This window comes from Citrobacter sp. wls757, assembly GCF_005280935.1.
GTDB lineage: Bacteria > Pseudomonadota > Gammaproteobacteria > Enterobacterales > Enterobacteriaceae > Citrobacter > Citrobacter portucalensis.
The window spans coordinates 21,678-36,838 of record NZ_SZWU01000073.1 but is presented as its reverse complement, the minus strand read 5'-3'; the positions used below and the strand labels follow the sequence as shown (position 1 = coordinate 36,838).

14 protein-coding genes are annotated in these 15,161 nt (G+C 50.1%); 1 reads left to right on the top strand and 13 read right to left on the bottom strand.

Going from position 1 to position 15,161, the window contains the following annotated elements:
• Positions 1-33: 33 nt before the first annotated feature.
• The 4 genes from FDW94_RS20330 to FDW94_RS20315 form a co-directional block, all read right to left on the bottom strand.
• Positions 34-1,059 carry an amino acid ABC transporter substrate-binding protein gene (locus FDW94_RS20330; RefSeq protein WP_008785976.1) on the bottom strand — a complete coding sequence of 342 codons (1,026 nt, stop codon included), beginning with the start codon at positions 1,057-1,059 and terminating at the stop codon, positions 34-36.
• 460 nt (positions 1,060-1,519) lie between these two features.
• Positions 1,520-1,741 carry a lipoprotein gene (locus tag FDW94_RS20325; RefSeq protein WP_003025292.1) on the bottom strand — a complete coding sequence of 74 codons (222 nt, stop codon included), beginning with the start codon at positions 1,739-1,741 and terminating at the stop codon, positions 1,520-1,522.
• Positions 1,742-2,011: 270 nt separating this feature from the next.
• Positions 2,012-5,125, bottom strand: coding sequence for an efflux RND transporter permease subunit (locus tag FDW94_RS20320; protein ID WP_137378156.1), 3,114 nt, complete (start codon positions 5,123-5,125; stop codon positions 2,012-2,014).
• An 11-nt stretch (positions 5,126-5,136) separates the two neighbouring features.
• Positions 5,137-6,297, bottom strand: a complete 1,161-nt coding sequence (locus tag FDW94_RS20315) for an efflux RND transporter periplasmic adaptor subunit (RefSeq protein WP_008785974.1) — start codon at positions 6,295-6,297, stop codon at positions 5,137-5,139.
• A gap of 412 nt (positions 6,298-6,709) precedes the next feature.
• Between FDW94_RS20315 and envR the strand changes: the two genes are divergently transcribed.
• Entirely contained in the window at positions 6,710-7,366 is a 657-nt protein-coding gene (gene envR / locus FDW94_RS20310) for an acrEF/envCD operon transcriptional regulator (protein WP_048225757.1), read from the top strand.
• Positions 7,367-7,412: 46 nt separating this feature from the next.
• On the opposite strand, the gene FDW94_RS20305 is transcribed toward envR, so the two are convergent.
• From FDW94_RS20305 to accC, 9 genes are all read right to left on the bottom strand, one after another.
• A complete protein-coding gene (locus FDW94_RS20305) occupies positions 7,413-7,577 on the bottom strand; it encodes a DUF2556 family protein (RefSeq protein WP_003025279.1) in 165 nt (54 codons plus the stop codon).
• Between the two features lie 82 nt (positions 7,578-7,659).
• Positions 7,660-8,544 (bottom strand): adenine-specific DNA-methyltransferase, encoded by an 885-nt coding sequence (gene yhdJ / locus FDW94_RS20300; RefSeq protein WP_137378159.1) that lies wholly within the window; start codon positions 8,542-8,544, stop codon positions 7,660-7,662.
• 88 nt (positions 8,545-8,632) lie between these two features.
• A complete protein-coding gene (fis, locus tag FDW94_RS20295) occupies positions 8,633-8,929 on the bottom strand; it encodes a DNA-binding transcriptional regulator Fis (protein WP_000462905.1) in 297 nt (98 codons plus the stop codon).
• Between the two features lie 25 nt (positions 8,930-8,954).
• Positions 8,955-9,920, bottom strand: coding sequence for a tRNA dihydrouridine synthase DusB (gene dusB, locus FDW94_RS20290; RefSeq protein WP_008785970.1), 966 nt, complete (start codon positions 9,918-9,920; stop codon positions 8,955-8,957).
• A gap of 298 nt (positions 9,921-10,218) precedes the next feature.
• Positions 10,219-10,995 (bottom strand): carbonic anhydrase family protein, encoded by a 777-nt coding sequence (locus FDW94_RS20285; protein WP_137378158.1) that lies wholly within the window; start codon positions 10,993-10,995, stop codon positions 10,219-10,221.
• 128 nt (positions 10,996-11,123) lie between these two features.
• Positions 11,124-12,005, bottom strand: a complete 882-nt coding sequence (prmA, locus tag FDW94_RS20280) for a 50S ribosomal protein L11 methyltransferase (RefSeq protein ID WP_003025221.1) — start codon at positions 12,003-12,005, stop codon at positions 11,124-11,126.
• Positions 12,006-12,016: 11 nt separating this feature from the next.
• The gene (panF, locus tag FDW94_RS20275; protein WP_020996361.1) at positions 12,017-13,468 is read right to left on the bottom strand and encodes a sodium/pantothenate symporter; all 1,452 of its coding nucleotides are present in this window, start codon (positions 13,466-13,468) and stop codon (positions 12,017-12,019) included.
• A complete protein-coding gene (locus tag FDW94_RS20270) occupies positions 13,458-13,700 on the bottom strand; it encodes a YhdT family protein (protein ID WP_003828839.1) in 243 nt (80 codons plus the stop codon). Before FDW94_RS20270 ends, panF begins: the two co-directional genes overlap by 11 nt.
• Positions 13,701-13,807: 107 nt before the next feature.
• Complete coding sequence (accC, locus tag FDW94_RS20265) at positions 13,808-15,157, bottom strand: acetyl-CoA carboxylase biotin carboxylase subunit (protein WP_003828838.1); 1,350 nt, start codon at positions 15,155-15,157, stop codon at positions 13,808-13,810.
• Between the last annotated feature and the right edge of the window lie 4 nt (positions 15,158-15,161).

The window sequence follows — 15,161 nt, the reverse complement described above, 5'->3', positions numbered from 1 at the left end:
CCGCAGTTGCGGCGCCCGTTACATCACTACGCATTAGCGCACCGGTGGCGCATACTGAATGCCACCGTTATTCCAGAGGTTGTTCTGTCCACGTTTGATCTTCAGCGGACTTTCCGATCCAACGTTACGTTCAAAGATCTCCGAATAGTTACCAACTTGCTTGATAATGTTGTAGGCCCATTTGTTATCAAGCTTCAGATCCTTGCCATAATCCCCTTCTTTACCCAACAGGTGTGCCATATCCGGTGTTGCTGGATTAGCCGCTTTTTCATCGACGTTTTTCGAGTTAACACCCATTTCTTCCGCATTTAGCATGGCGAACAGCGTCCAGCGAACAATGGAGAACCACTCATCGTCCCCACGACGTACGACAGGTCCCAGCGGTTCTTTAGAAATAACTTCTGGCAGGACGATCCATTCCGCAGGATTGCTCAGCTTGATGCGTAGGGCATACAGCTGAGACTGGTCGGAAGCCAGCGTATCGCAACGTCCAGATTCCAGAGCTTTGGCTGATTCATCCGAACGGTCAAAGGTGACGGGGGTGTACTTCATCTTGTTGGCTTTAAAGTAGTCGGCCACGTTTAGTTCGGTATCGGTTCCCGCCTGAATACAGACCGTTGCACCATCCAGCTCTTTAGCGCTCTTCAGGCCTGCTTTATTGTGGGTAAGAAAGCCAATGCCGTCGTAATACGTTACACCAGTGAAGGACATGCCCATACCGGCATCACGAGAAGAGGTCCACGTGGTATTGCGAGAGAGCATGTCGACTTCACCAGACTGTAATGCGGTAAAGCGTTCCTTGGCGGTGAGCGGGGTATATTTTACTTTGCTATCATCGCCAAATACGGCGGAGGCAACGCCACGACATACATCAACATCAATACCCGAGAACTTGCCGCTTGCATCGGCGTAAGAAAAGCCAGGCAAGCCGTCGCTGATCCCACATTGCACAAACCCTTTTTTCTTTACGGCATCAAGTGTTGCGCCGGCATGTGCCTGATTTGCAACAGCAAGCAGCACACCGGCCGCAGCCAGGCTGGCGATTATCATCTTTTTCATAGAGCATCCTGTGTGGAGGAATTATTGTTATGGAAACGTTCTGAAAACGTCTTTTACCTGTCTGTGGCTTTGGCCATACTCTTTTAAGCAAAGGTAGTGCCAGTTTTTTGCGCCTGATTATTCGACGCAATATGCAGAGTGTAGACAGGAAAAAATAAATGCAGCGCCCTGAAGTGGTGCAAAATTGAAACGTAAGCCACATTTCGGCGCAAAAAATTTAAAAATCAGACAGGACGCGTGATAACGATTTCTGGCGTTAATATTAATGACGTGAGAATAATGAAAAGAAAATGTGGTGTTACGAAAAACAGAAAAAATGCTAATTTCAAATCGCGGATGTGTGAGTGAAATCTATAATAATTTTATTACATGTCAGGTTCTATTAAGCAACGTTTTGTCTTATATGTAGATTTTATGCTTATTGCTAAAAGCGCGGTAATAACCGCGCTTTTAATATGATTTATTTGGTCAGGGCGACAATCCCAAGCGTCAGTCCGGCAACGGCTGCAGCACCACCGGCGATGGCTCCGGCTGTTTCCCAGTTATCCTGGGTGGTGCCTTTCATACAGGTATTGGTATGAACCAGGCGTCCCTGATCGTCGTATACAGGTACGCAAGGAGAATCGTGTGCACAGCCAGCCAGGAATGCGGTAAGCAGTGCAACGGATATTAATCTTTTCATGGTGTTACCTCAAAATAAGCGTTTCGCTAATTAAGCAAAGACAAACGCTAAGCCATCTGCGAACTCGGCGATTATTTTACCACTTCTTAAAAAAGGACTGACATGAGGAATAATCTCAATTCATGTGGATTGTAAAAATAATGGATAAAAAGAAAGGCTGCAGGCGAGTTTAGAGGGATAGTTTAAATGAAATAAATGGCTATCTTACTAATAAATAAAGAGGAGCATCGTAGGTGAAAAAGGCGTCCGTAGACGCCTTTATTTTACAAATTAATCGTTGTGCCGACTAAAACGCCGTCTTACGACAACAAAGAAAACGGGGACGAAGAAGATAGCCAACAATGTTGCGGTCAGCATTCCTCCCATAACACCGGTACCGACCGCATTCTGCGCACCACTACCTGCACCGTGACTGATAACCAGAGGCATAACCCCCAGAATAAAGGCCAGGGATGTCATCAGGATAGGACGAAGACGCATGCGCGATGCCTCCAGCGTCGCTTCAATCAACCCCTTGCCTTCTTTATCCATCAGGTCTTTGGCAAACTCGACGATCAGGATGGCGTTCTTAGCCGAGAGGCCGATTGTGGTTAGTAAGCCAACCTGGAAATACACATCGTTATTCATCCCACGCAGTGATGCTGCTAACAATGCGCCCACAACACCGAGCGGTACAACCAGCATCACCGAGAAAGGAATAGACCAGCTTTCATACAATGCGGCAAGGCAAAGGAAGACAACGATTAGCGAGATGGCATACAGCGCAGGAGCCTGGTTACCCGACAGTCGTTCCTGATAGGACATCCCCGTCCAGTCATGACCAATACCGTTTGGCAGTTTTTCCGCCAGGTTTTCCATTAGCGCCATTGCTTCACCGGTACTTCTGCCAGGCGCTGCTTCTCCCAGCAGTTCCATAGAAGGCATACCGTTATAGCGCTCCAGGCGCGGTGAGCCGTAGATCCAGTGTGCGGAACTGAACGTGGAGAACGGAACCATTTCGCCATTGGCGCTACGGACATACAGATTATTGATGTCCTCCGGTAACATACGGAATTTGGCATCGGCTTGTACGTACACTTTTTTCACGCGGCCACGGTCAATGAAGTCATTGACGTAATAGCCGCCCAGCGCAGCTGAGATGGTTTCGTTGATATCAGACAGTGAGACACCAAGCGCTTGCGCTTTCTCCTGATCGACATCCAGCTTGAACTGTGCGGTATCCTCGAGTCCGTTTGGACGCACACGAACCAGCAGGTCAGGGTGTTTGGCAACCATGCCCAGCAGTTGGTTACGTGCCTGGGTTAGCGCAGCATGCCCCAACCCGCCCTGGTCAATCAGCTCGAAGTCGAAGCCTGTCGCGGTACCCAGTTCAACGATGGCTGGCATGTTGAAAGGGAACACCAGACCATCACGAATCTGACTAAACGCTCGGGTAGCGCGGGCGATAATTGATTCAACGTTATTTTCGTTACCGCTACGTTCTTCCCAGGGCTTGAGGCTGACGAACGCCATCCCTGAGTTTTGCCCCTGGCCGCTGAAGCTAAAGCCGTTAACCGTAAAGACGCTTTCAACGTTGGCTTTTTCATTGTTCAGATAGTAGTGGGTGACCTGATCCAGCACCTTCTGGGTGCGTTCTTGCGTGGCGCCTGCTGGAAGTTGAATCATCGTCAGGAAGACGCCCTGATCTTCCTCTGGCAGGAAGGAGGTTGGCAGGCGCATAAACAGCACCGCCATCCCGATGACGATTATCAGGTAGACGACCAGGTAACGCCCAGTTTTACGCACAATACCGCTGACGCTATTGGTGTAATGATTGACGCTGTGATCGAATTTGGCATTGAACCAGCTAAAGAAACCGCTTCTTTTCTCGTGATGTTCAGTTGATACCGGCTTCAGCAACGTTGCACAAAGTGCGGGAGTCAGGATCAGCGCGACCAGTACTGAAAGCGCCATGGCGGAAACGATGGTGATGGAAAACTGCCGATAGATAGCCCCGGTTGAACCGCCAAAGAAGGCCATCGGGATAAATACCGCAGACAGCACCATGGCGATACCAACCAGTGCTCCCTGTATTTGTGACATGGATTTTTCCGTCGCCTCTTTGGGCGGCAGATGATCCTCCATCATCACGCGTTCCACGTTTTCCACCACCACTATCGCATCATCGACCAATAGACCGATGGCGAGCACCATGCCGAACATCGTCAGGGTGTTTATTGAGTAGCCAAACGCAGCAAGCACGGCAAATGTGCCCAACAATACGACAGGTACGGCGATGGTCGGAATGAGCGTTGCCCGGATGTTTTGCAGGAACAAATACATGACCAGGAACACCAGCACGATCGCTTCAAACAGTGTTTTTACCACTTCATGAATGGAAATGGTCACAAACGGCGTCGTGTCGTACGGGTAGACCACCTTCATTCCCTGCGGGAAGAATGGTTGCAGTTCAACCAGCTTGGCTTTAATCGCGTTCGCGGTATCCAGCGCGTTTGCCCCGGTTGCCAGCTTGATCCCAAGGCCGGATGCAGGCTTACCGTTAATACGCGCCACGACGTTGTAGTTTTCCCCGCCTAACTCGATACGCGCGACGTCTTTCAGGTGAACAACCGAACCATCGCTGTTCACGCGTAAAGTCACTTTGCCGAACTCTTCAGGGTCTTTCAGTCGCGTTTGCGCAATGATAGAAGCGTTAAGCTGCTGGTTAGGTAATGCAGGCGTCCCCCCTAACTGACCTGCGGCAATCTGATCGTTCTGTACCTTCAACTGATTGATCACATCAACCGGCGTGAGCTGATATTTGTTCAATAAGTTTGCATCCAGCCAGATGCGCATGGCGTACTGTGCACCAAACAGCTGCACGTCACCCACGCCATTCAGACGGCTGATTGAGTCTTTAACGTTCGAAGCGACGTAGTCGGAAATGTCATCCTGTGTGGTTTGTGGGTTGTCAGAAACAAAACCCGCAACCATCAAAAAGCTGCTGCTGGATTTCTCGACGCTGATCCCTTGCTGCTGAACTTCTTGCGGCAGTAGCGGAGTGGCGAGTTGCAGTTTATTTTGCACCTGCACTTGTGCGATATCGGGATCGGTACCGGACTGGAAAGTCAGTGTAATAGTCACACTCCCGGCCGAGTCGCTGGTGGAGGACATATACATCAGGTTATCGATACCATTCATATTCTGTTCGATAACCTGTGTGACTGTATCCTGAACCGTCTGTGCATCCGCACCAGGGTAGGTGGCAGAAATGGCGACCGCAGGAGGCGCAATGGTCGGGTACTGTGCCACGGGCAGTTGCATGATTGCCAGAGCACCCGCCATCATCAGAATGATAGCCAATACCCAGGCAAAGATAGGACGCCTGATAAAAAAGTTAGCCATGTCCGGTTACCTTATTGGGCTTTCGTGGCAGGGGTTTCGGTATCGGCGGTTGCTTTAACCTGAACGCCTGGACGTGCTTTCTGTAAGCCGCTCACGATAACTTTGTCACCCGGTTGCAGGCCTTCGCTGATGAGCCACTTGTCACCAATAGCTTGTGCGGCAACGACTGCGCGAGACTCAACCTGACTCTTGTCGTTAACGACCATTACGGTGGCATCACCGCGAGGAGTACGCGTTACCCCCTGCTGCGGAACGAGAATGGCATTCGGCTGGACGCCTTCATCAATGCGTGCGCGCACAAACATGCCCGGCAACAGCGTGTGCTGTGGGTTAGGGAACACGGCTCTGAGGGTGATTGAGCCGGTGCTTTCATCAACCGTCACATCAGAAAACTGCAAAGAACCTTTTAGCGGGTATGACTGACCATTTTCCATCACCAGTTCGACAGTACTGCTGGCGCTGTCTTTATGCAGACTCCCTTGTTCAACGGACTGTTTGAGGCGCATAAAGTCGTTACTGGACTGTGTCACGTCGACGTAAATGGGATCGAGCTGTTGAACGGTAGCAAGCTCTGTAGCTTGGCCATTCGTGACTAATGCACCTTCGGTGACGTTAGATTTACCGATGCGTCCGCTAATTGGCGATGTCACTTTGGTATAGGCCAGATTGATACGCGCGCTTTCGACCGCCGCTTTTGCCGCGATCACGGAGGCATCGGCCTGACGAGCATCAGCAATTGCCTGATCGTACTCTTGCTGGCTGATGTACTTGGTGCCAACCAACGGCACATAGCGTTTTACCGTTAAATGCGCGATTGCAGCCGCCGCTTCACTCTTCGCCAGTTCACCTTTGGCGCTGTCATAGTCAGCCTGATAAGTCGCGGGATCGATCTGATAAAGTGACTGTCCGGCTTCAATATCGCTTCCCTCAGTGAAATTCCGTTTAAGCACTATCCCGCTGACCTGGGGACGAACTTCTGCAATTCGGAATGCCGTTGTGCGCCCGGGTAATTCGGTCGTTACGGCTAAAGGAGCCTTTTCGACGACATGGACAGTCACCTGCGGTTCTGCGGGATGAGCTTGTGTTTCTCCCTGATCGTTACAACCGGCGAGTAATGCAGCGGAGACGATGATGAATGAGGGCAGGAGTGAAAACCTGGCATTTTTCGTCATTTCTATTCCTTAAAAAACCGAACGCTCGTTATTAACCGGGTAACGCAGGGGCGATAACGCGCACAAGAAAAATAATAGTTGGCTATCCTACAAATTATTAGCTTGCGATGTAAGCAATACTTATTTATGGGCACGATACACGGCACGTAAAAGCAAAAAAAGATTAATCGACAGCTGTTTCATTGTGGTGTTAATAGCAATACTATGATTCTCATAAACACAAATTGAAATAAACATTTGGTTTATGAATATATTTGTTGTTGGTATTCGTTTTGTTTATTCGTGTGCAAAGTCCGTAATAATATTTTTTAGAACTCGTTTAAATAAATTCTAAGTGATACATTTGTTCCGTATCGCAAATATTAGATAAGAAAGTTAATCATTCTCTACTCTACCTCAGACAGTCGGAACCATGGCCAGAAAAACGAAAGCTGATGCCCTCAAAACGCGGCAGCACCTGATAGAAACGGCAATTGTACAGTTTGCCGCACGTGGCGTAAGCAATACGACGCTAAACGACATTGCGGATGCCGCCAGCGTGACGCGTGGCGCGCTCTATTGGCATTTCGAAAATAAAACTCAATTGTTTAATGAGCTATGGTTACAACAACCACCTTTACGCGATCTTATTCAGGACAAGTTAATTGGTCGTTGGGGTGATAACCCTTTACAGCGATTGCGAGAAAAGTTTGTGGTGGGGTTACAATATATTGCAGAGAACCCTCGTCAGCAGGCATTAATGCAGATTTTATATCATAAGTGTGAATTTCATAACGATATGATATCTGAGCAGGCTATTCGCGATAAAATAGGTATCAGTCATCAAAGCATTCGTGATTCCCTGCAAAAGTGTGTAGATGACAATCTGATTGCCACCACTCTTGATTTAGATGTCATCATCATTATTCTGCACGGTAGTTTTAGCGGAATTATAAAAAACTGGTTAATGAATCCAGTGAGTTATGATCTATATGGGCAAGCTCCAGTATTAGTTGATAATGTACTAAAAATGTTAAGCCCAGACGGTAGCGTCATGCAATTAATGCAGAGTGAAAACCAGGTCGGATAGTTTTTACCGCCAGAGGCTGACGGCTGTCGAAGTGTTATCTGAGGTGCTATTCGAGGTCGACGCAGTTGACCAGCTTAAGGGGATTCACTGAGTTCATATTCCGGCACTTGTCGTGCTCTGTTGTCATCAGCTCTATCCATTGGATGAGCAGCGCATCAAAAAGAAAAACGAAGACCGCAAAAACAACCAGCCACCAATACTTGCGAATCATTCCTAAACCCTGTGTATTCATGCCCAAGTGTGCAGGGAATATACACGAAATTTTTAAGCTGAAAAGCAGACTTACAATGCCTTTACTTTGTTGAAAGATCGCCACTCTTTGCCGTCAATCGACTCTTTTTAGACAGGTTTTTTGTCTTACGTTTTTTCACCTTGGCAAGCTCAATTTCTGAAAAATGAGAACCGATACTCAGTCTTCTGAGTCCCATTTTTACGTATTCAGTATTGATCTCAATCCCGACAAACTTGCGACCCAATTCCACGGCGGTAGCTCCGGTGGTGAAGCTGCCGGCAAACGGATCCAGTACCTTGTCATCTGGGTTCGAGGACGCCAGAATTATACGCTCCAGGAGGGCTTTGGGTTTCTGGGTGGGGTGGTTTTCGTATTCGTCCATCAGATAGCGTACGCGTGGGAACACCCAGACATTGCCCGGCACTTTTTTCTGATTGTATGGCTGCGGCGGGTTTTTTCTGTAGTCTATTAGCGCGCGTTTAGCGCCAGTTTTGGCTTCAACCAGAATATCGTCACGATTAAATGTGTAGTTTTTCTGATCTTTTACCATCATCAGGATCGGTTCATACATCGAACCAAAGTAATTTTTGGCCTGTACCCCTGAGCTATCGTATGACCACACGATACGACTCTTGATGGTAAAAAGCGGGCGGCATTTGAGGTCGATGTACGGCATGTTCTCCGTACTGTTCATGATGTACATGGTGCCGTGTGGTTTGAGGATGCGATGGCACTCGTCGATGCACTCAAACAACCACGCCAGAAAGGTCTCTTCGTCCCAGGATTCAACCATCCCGTCAAAGTCTTTCCCGATGTTATAAGGAGGGTCAGCAAAAATGAGTTCGACGCTTTCAGACGGCAGTTTTTTCAGTTCAGTTAGCGCATCGCCCAGGATTATCTTTTTAGATTCATCGCCAAAATAGATAGGTTCACATCTCGCGTTCATCGCCAAAGCCTCCCGTGTGACGTCAATAAAAAAGGCGCTTCCCCATGCCGAGTAGCGCCTTTTAAAACAAACATTTAACTGATTAGTATCAGTTCATGCCGTATTTTTTCAGTTTTTTACGCAGCGTACCACGGTTGATGCCCATCATCAGGGCAGCACGGGTCTGGTTACCGCGGGTGTATTGCATCACCATGTCCAACAGGGGCTGTTCTACTTCAGCCAGTACCAGCTCATAGAGATCATTCACATCCTGACCATTCAATTGAGCAAAATAGTTCTTCAGTGCCTGTTTAACCGAGTCACGCAGGGGCTTTTGAGTTACCTGGTCCTGAGAGTTAACGGTAGAAACGGTCAGTACGTCAGAATTTACGCGTTGTTCGAACATAGTTCTGTCAGCTCTTTATTTCTGTTTACGCAAAATTTTCGAAGTATGCCTCCAACGCCGCCAGCTGTTCGCTGGAATCTTCAATGGCGTTGAATGTGCGCCGAAACTGGTCATCCGGAGCGTGTTCCTGGAGATACCAGGATACGTGTTTACGCGCAATTCGGTACCCTTTTGCCTGACCATAAAAGTCGTGCAGTTCCCGAATGTGCGCACAAAGCAAGCGCTTCACCTCTGCCAGAGGCAGCGGGGGCAGCAGCTCCCCAGTGTCCAGATAATGCTGGATTTCCCGAAAGATCCAGGGTCTTCCCTGAGCTGCACGTCCTATCATCAGGGCATCCGCCCCCGTATAGTCGAGTACAGCTCTGGCTTTATGCGGGTCAGTAATGTCGCCATTCGCGATAATCGGAATGGAAACTTTCTGCTTAACTGCCCGAATACTGTCGTACTCAGCATCTCCATTGAACAAACAGGCGCGGGTGCGTCCATGAATGGTCAGAGCCTGAATGCCACAGTCTTCAGCCAGTTGGGCAATCTCTACGCAGTTACGGTGTTCCGGAGCCCAGCCGGTGCGAATCTTGAGTGTGACAGGAACGTCCACTGCATTGACGACCTCGGTTAGTATCGATTTCACTAAATCCGGGTACTGCAAGAGGGCTGAACCTGCGAGCTTGCGATTCACTTTTTTAGCCGGACACCCCATATTGATATCAATAATCTGGGCGCCGCTTTCCACGTTAATACGTGCGGCATCGGCCATCTCAACAGGGTCGCTACCGGCAATTTGCACCGTGCGAATTCCTGGCTCATCAACGTGCACCATCCGTAAACGAGACTTGTCACTTTCCCAAACCTGCGGGTTAGAAGACATCATCTCGGATACTGTCAATCCTGCTCCCATCTCATAGCACAGCGTCCTGAATGGTCTGTCAGTGATGCCAGCCATAGGTGCTGCGATCAGGCGATTTCTGAGCTGGTATTGTCCGATGCGCATGAGTTAAGAAATGACCATACTGTGACTGCAAGGCGGCGTATATTACGCATTTTTCGCACGAGATGAAAGGCCAAACTTTGACCAATCCACTGAGGTGGATCAATGAATTGCCGTAAATGTGAACGCATGGAAATATTTAATCATATAAATCATCGCATTATAAAAATGTGTCGGTTTTATATACACATATAAATTTGCGTAACTTCTCATTTTTTCTTCAGCTGCAGACGGTACTGACAAGATATTCTGCTGAATTAATCAGCAAATTACCTCGTCATTGTGTGATCGCTACCTCATTTTAGTACAGGATCTCGGTATCCCCAGAATAGCTGTCCGTAATCTTGCGTTCATTCAACGGCTGCAGCGGGCGATTGTTTGCCGGCCCAACAATGTAGTGGAATTTATCCATCTGTTCGGCAGAAAGAGCAACAGGCGTTTTCAGGATAGTCCAGGTGACGCCTTCGGTGCAGGGAGGCGTTGTTAACGAACCACGGTAGCGCCAGTAGGTTTTATTGTCGGGTAAAAGCTGGTGGATATCGACCGGCGAGAAGATGGCCATGCTGCTGTCCTCCATGGTTGGAAAGGACTCCCACAAATTTTGAATCGCCTGGTTTGGTTCGCCGATATCAAACATAACCGCCATGATAGCGATGTCTCCGGATTGATTTTTGTGGACCAGTTGCAGCTCCAGCGGATAGGTTTTACCGTTGAGGGTATGTTCGCTCGGGGCATGAAAATCAAATTGTTTTAAATAATAAAGCGTTTCATCAATTTCAATAGAATTAGATGCGTAGCTACTCATCGTTGCCTGCAACGTATGGTTAATGCTCCGAAATCTAGTTGGGCCATCGACGTACTGCATGTTCAGCGCGGGGAGACCGAGTTTACTGGTTGTGGTGGTCTGGATGTCTATGGGGGATTGGTTTATGCCTGTCTGGCACGTTGCATACGCTTTGCTGATTTCTCCCCACCGTGCGGGGCCGTTTTCTTCGGTATATCCCCATGGTACGGCCAGCGTGGTCAGTGGCATCATGCATGCTGCCAGCAAAGTTGTTGTAAAACAGTTGAAACGCATACGTTTACTCAACGAGAATCAATATAAAAAATAACAAAATCAATTGATTATTATATCGCTGAGGAAAGTGTCGGTATGCTGGTCAATTGTCTGAAAATGGCGTGGTCAGATAACCACGCCGGAAGGGATTATTTTTTCTGGCCGGTAATGCGACACCACTCTTCTTTCTCGATAACCGGATCGAGCGTAAAGAGATCGGCATAGGCTTCACAGACGCTTTCCGCCTGGCTGGCAAGAATACCAGAAAGCCCCAGCAAACCGCCCTCAACGGGCAGTACGCTGATTAACGGAGCCAGTTCACGTAATGGGCCAGCAAGGATGTTGGCGACCACCACGTCGGCTTTCATCGCCTCTGGCTGGTCTTTCGGCAGATAAAGCTCCAGACGCTCAGAAACACCATTACGCTGGGCGTTATCACGGCTGGCCTGAATCGCTTGCGGATCGATATCCACGCCAATGGCTTTCGCCGCACCCAGCTTCAGCGCCGCAATGGCAAGAATGCCGGAGCCGCAGCCAAAGTCGATAACCGTTTTACCGTTAAGATCAAGACCGTCCAGCCATTGCAGGCACAGAGAGGTAGTGGGGTGCGTGCCTGTACCAAACGCCAGACCCGGGTCCAGCATCACGTTGACAGCATTCTCATCCGGGACATCGCGCCAGCTTGGGCAAATCCACAGACGTTCACCAAAGCGCATCGGGTGGAAGTTATCCATCCATTCGCGTTCCCAGTCTTTGTCTTCGAGCTGTTCGATTTTATGCGCGAAGCCTTCACCCAGCAGCGGATGCTGTTCCAGGATAGCAACTACTTCTTTCATGTCGGTTTCTGCATCGAACAAGCCGATAACGTCGGTATCACCCCACAGGCGAGTCTCGCCCGGCAGAGGTTCAAATACCGGCGTATCATGCGTATCCTGGAAAGTAATGGAAACGGAGCCCGCTTCCATTAGCGCATCGCTCAACTCTTCAGCGTTGGCACCGGTCGTGTTCAGTTTCAGTTGGATCCATGGCATGGCAAAACTCTTTATTTATCAGTAGTCAATATGGCGGCTTGCGGGACGGCGGAACCGAAACGGTTGCCTATCAGGAAAGCCAGCAAGCTTATCAGTAACGAGGGCACGATTGGGTGGAAGCCCAGGAACTGAACGTTAAAGGTGGCGAGTAGAGCATAAAGCACGCCGCCGACAATCATCGCGCTCAATGCGCCTGACGCGTTTGCCCGCTCCCAATAGAGGCCCAGCACCAGCGGCCACAGGAAGACGGCTTCCAGCCCGCCAAACGCCAGCAGATTAAGCCAGATAATCATCTCTGGCGGTTTCCAGGCGGCCAGCAACAGTAACGCGCCCAGCAGCAGGGTAATCACTGCCGACATGCGTTTCAGCCGGGTTTCGTTTTCCAGCTGTTCCGGGCGAAGGTTCAGGTACAGATCCTTAATGATCGTAGCGGAACTTTGCAGCAATTGGGCATTGATCGTCGACATGATCGCGGCCATAGGTGCGGCGAGGAAAATCCCGGCAGCGACCGGCGGCAGGACTTTGACCATCAGCGTAGGGATTACCAGATCCGGTACCGTCAGGTCAGGGATTACCGCCCGTCCCAGGGCGCCCGCCAGATGCATACCAAACATCAGGATCGCCACCACGATGGTGCCGATGATAATGCCGCGGTGTACCGCTTTACTGTCTTTATAAGAGATACAGCGTACCGCCGTATGCGGCAGGCCAATCACGCCAAAGCATACCAGCACCCAGAATGAGGTCATAAACGTGGGTGACAAAATGTCATCAGCGCCCTGCGGCGAAACCAGTTTAGGATCGATAGTCTGCAGGGTTACCACCGCATTGCTGAGGCCACCGGCAGCATGAACAACGCCGACCAGCAAAACGATAGTACCAATCAGCATCACCATGCCCTGCATGGTGTCGTTCAACACGCTGGCGCGAAAGCCGCCGAACGCCGTGTATAACGCGATGCTGACGCCAAAAATCAGCAGACCGGTTTCGTAGGGGATACCCGCTGCGGTTTCCAGCAAACGTGCGCCGCCAATAAACTGTACGGTCATTGCCCCGACAAACGCGACCAACAGGCTGAGGCTTGCCAGCCATACCAGCAGGCGGCTCTGGTAGCGTGCAAATAGCATATCGTTGAGGGTAACAGCATTATAACGGCGTGCCAGAATGGCGAATTTCTTACCAAGAATCCCCAATGAGAGCCATACGGCCGGCAACTGGATCATCGCTAGCAGCACCCATCCCAGTCCGTATTTGTAAGCGGCACCAGGACCGCCAATAAACGAGCTGGCGCTAATGTAGGTTGCCGTTAGCGTCATCGCTAACACGACGCCGCCCATGGAGCGGCTGCCGAGGAAATATTCATTCAGGAAGGTACCGGTCGATCTCTTGCGCATGGCATAAACTGAGAGACCGAAGACCACCAGAAGATAGGCGACCAGCGGAAAAATAACTTCAAGCTGCATCGTCATCCTCCAACGGAATGTCGCGATAGATAAACTTCACCATCGCCCAGCACAGCACGATAAAAACCAGCGGCGTTAGCAGGCAGGCCATTTCGAACCAGTGCGGTAAGCCGGTAAAACCCAGCGTTGAATCTGGTAAGTAAGCGGCCACTAACCATGTGACCAGATATAAAAGGGTTAGCCACAGCGCCCAGCGCGCCTCTTTATGGGCCTGAACAAAACGAGCGTCCATTTTTTGTCCCTTGTGGATAAAGAAAGCGGGGATTGTACCTTATGGCACGTGCGGGAGGGGAGAAAAACAAAAGGCCGGAATTTCCGGCCTTTTCGGTTAACGCACGCTTACTTTTCCTGAAGTCCGAGTTTTTTCTCCAGGTAGTGGATATTGGTTCCACCGTGCTGGAAGTGCTCGTCATTCATGATACGGATCTGCAGGTCAACGTTGGTTTTGATACCGTCGATGATCAGTTCCTGCAATGCGTTTTTCATACGGGCGATAGCGACGTCGCGGTTTTCGCCATAGCAGATCAGCTTACCGATCATTGAGTCATAGTACGGAGGTACGGTGTAGCCTGCGTAAATATGAGACTCCCAACGCACACCAAAGCCACCCGGCGCGTGGAAACGCGTGATTTTACCCGGGCTTGGCAGGAAGGTGTTCGGGTCTTCGGCGTTGATACGGCATTCTACCGCATGGCCTTTAACCACAACTTCGTCCTGCTTGATGGACAGCGGTTGACCCGCTGCGATGCGCAGCTGCTCTTTGATCAGATCAACGCCGGTGATCATTTCGGTTACCGGGTGTTCAACCTGAATACGGGTGTTCATCTCAATGAAGTAGAACTCGCCGTTTTCGAACAGGAACTCGAAAGTACCCGCCCCGCGATAGCCGATATCAACACACGCTTTGGCGCAACGCTCGCCGATGTAGCGACGCAGTTCCGGGGTAATGCCCGGCGCTGGTGCTTCTTCGACAACTTTCTGGTGACGACGCTGCATGGAGCAGTCACGTTCTGCCAGATAAATCGCGTTACCCTGACCGTCAGCCAGCACCTGAATTTCAATGTGGCGTGGGTTTTCCAGGTATTTCTCCATGTAGACCATGTCGTTATTGAAAGCGGCTTTTGCTTCCGCTTTGGTCATGGAGATGGATTGTGCCAGTTCGGCATCGCTGCGCACGACGCGCATACCGCGACCGCCGCCGCCGCCGGAGGCTTTGATGATAACCGGGTAGCCGATGCGTTTAGCATGAGCGCGGTTAGCGTCCATGTCATCGCCCAGCGGGCCGTCAGAGCCTGGGACTGTCGGTACGCCCGCTTTCTTCATCGCGGTGATTGCAGACACTTTGTCGCCCATCAGGCGGATGGTGTCGGCTTTCGGGCCGATGAAGATAAAGCCAGAACGCTCTACCTGCTCAGCAAAGTTGGCGTTCTCAGAGAGGAAGCCATAGCCCGGGTGAATTGCCACCGCGCCGGTGATTTCAGCGGCGCTGATGATAGCCGGGATGTTCAGATAGCTTTTTACGGACGGAGCCGGGCCGATACAGACCGTCTCATCCGCCAGCAATACGTGTTTTAAATCGCGATCCGCACTTGAATGCACAGCGACAGTCTTGATGCCCAGTTCTTTACAGGCACGAAGAATACGCAGGGCAATCTCGCCGCGGTTGGCGATAACAATTTTATCCAACATGTTC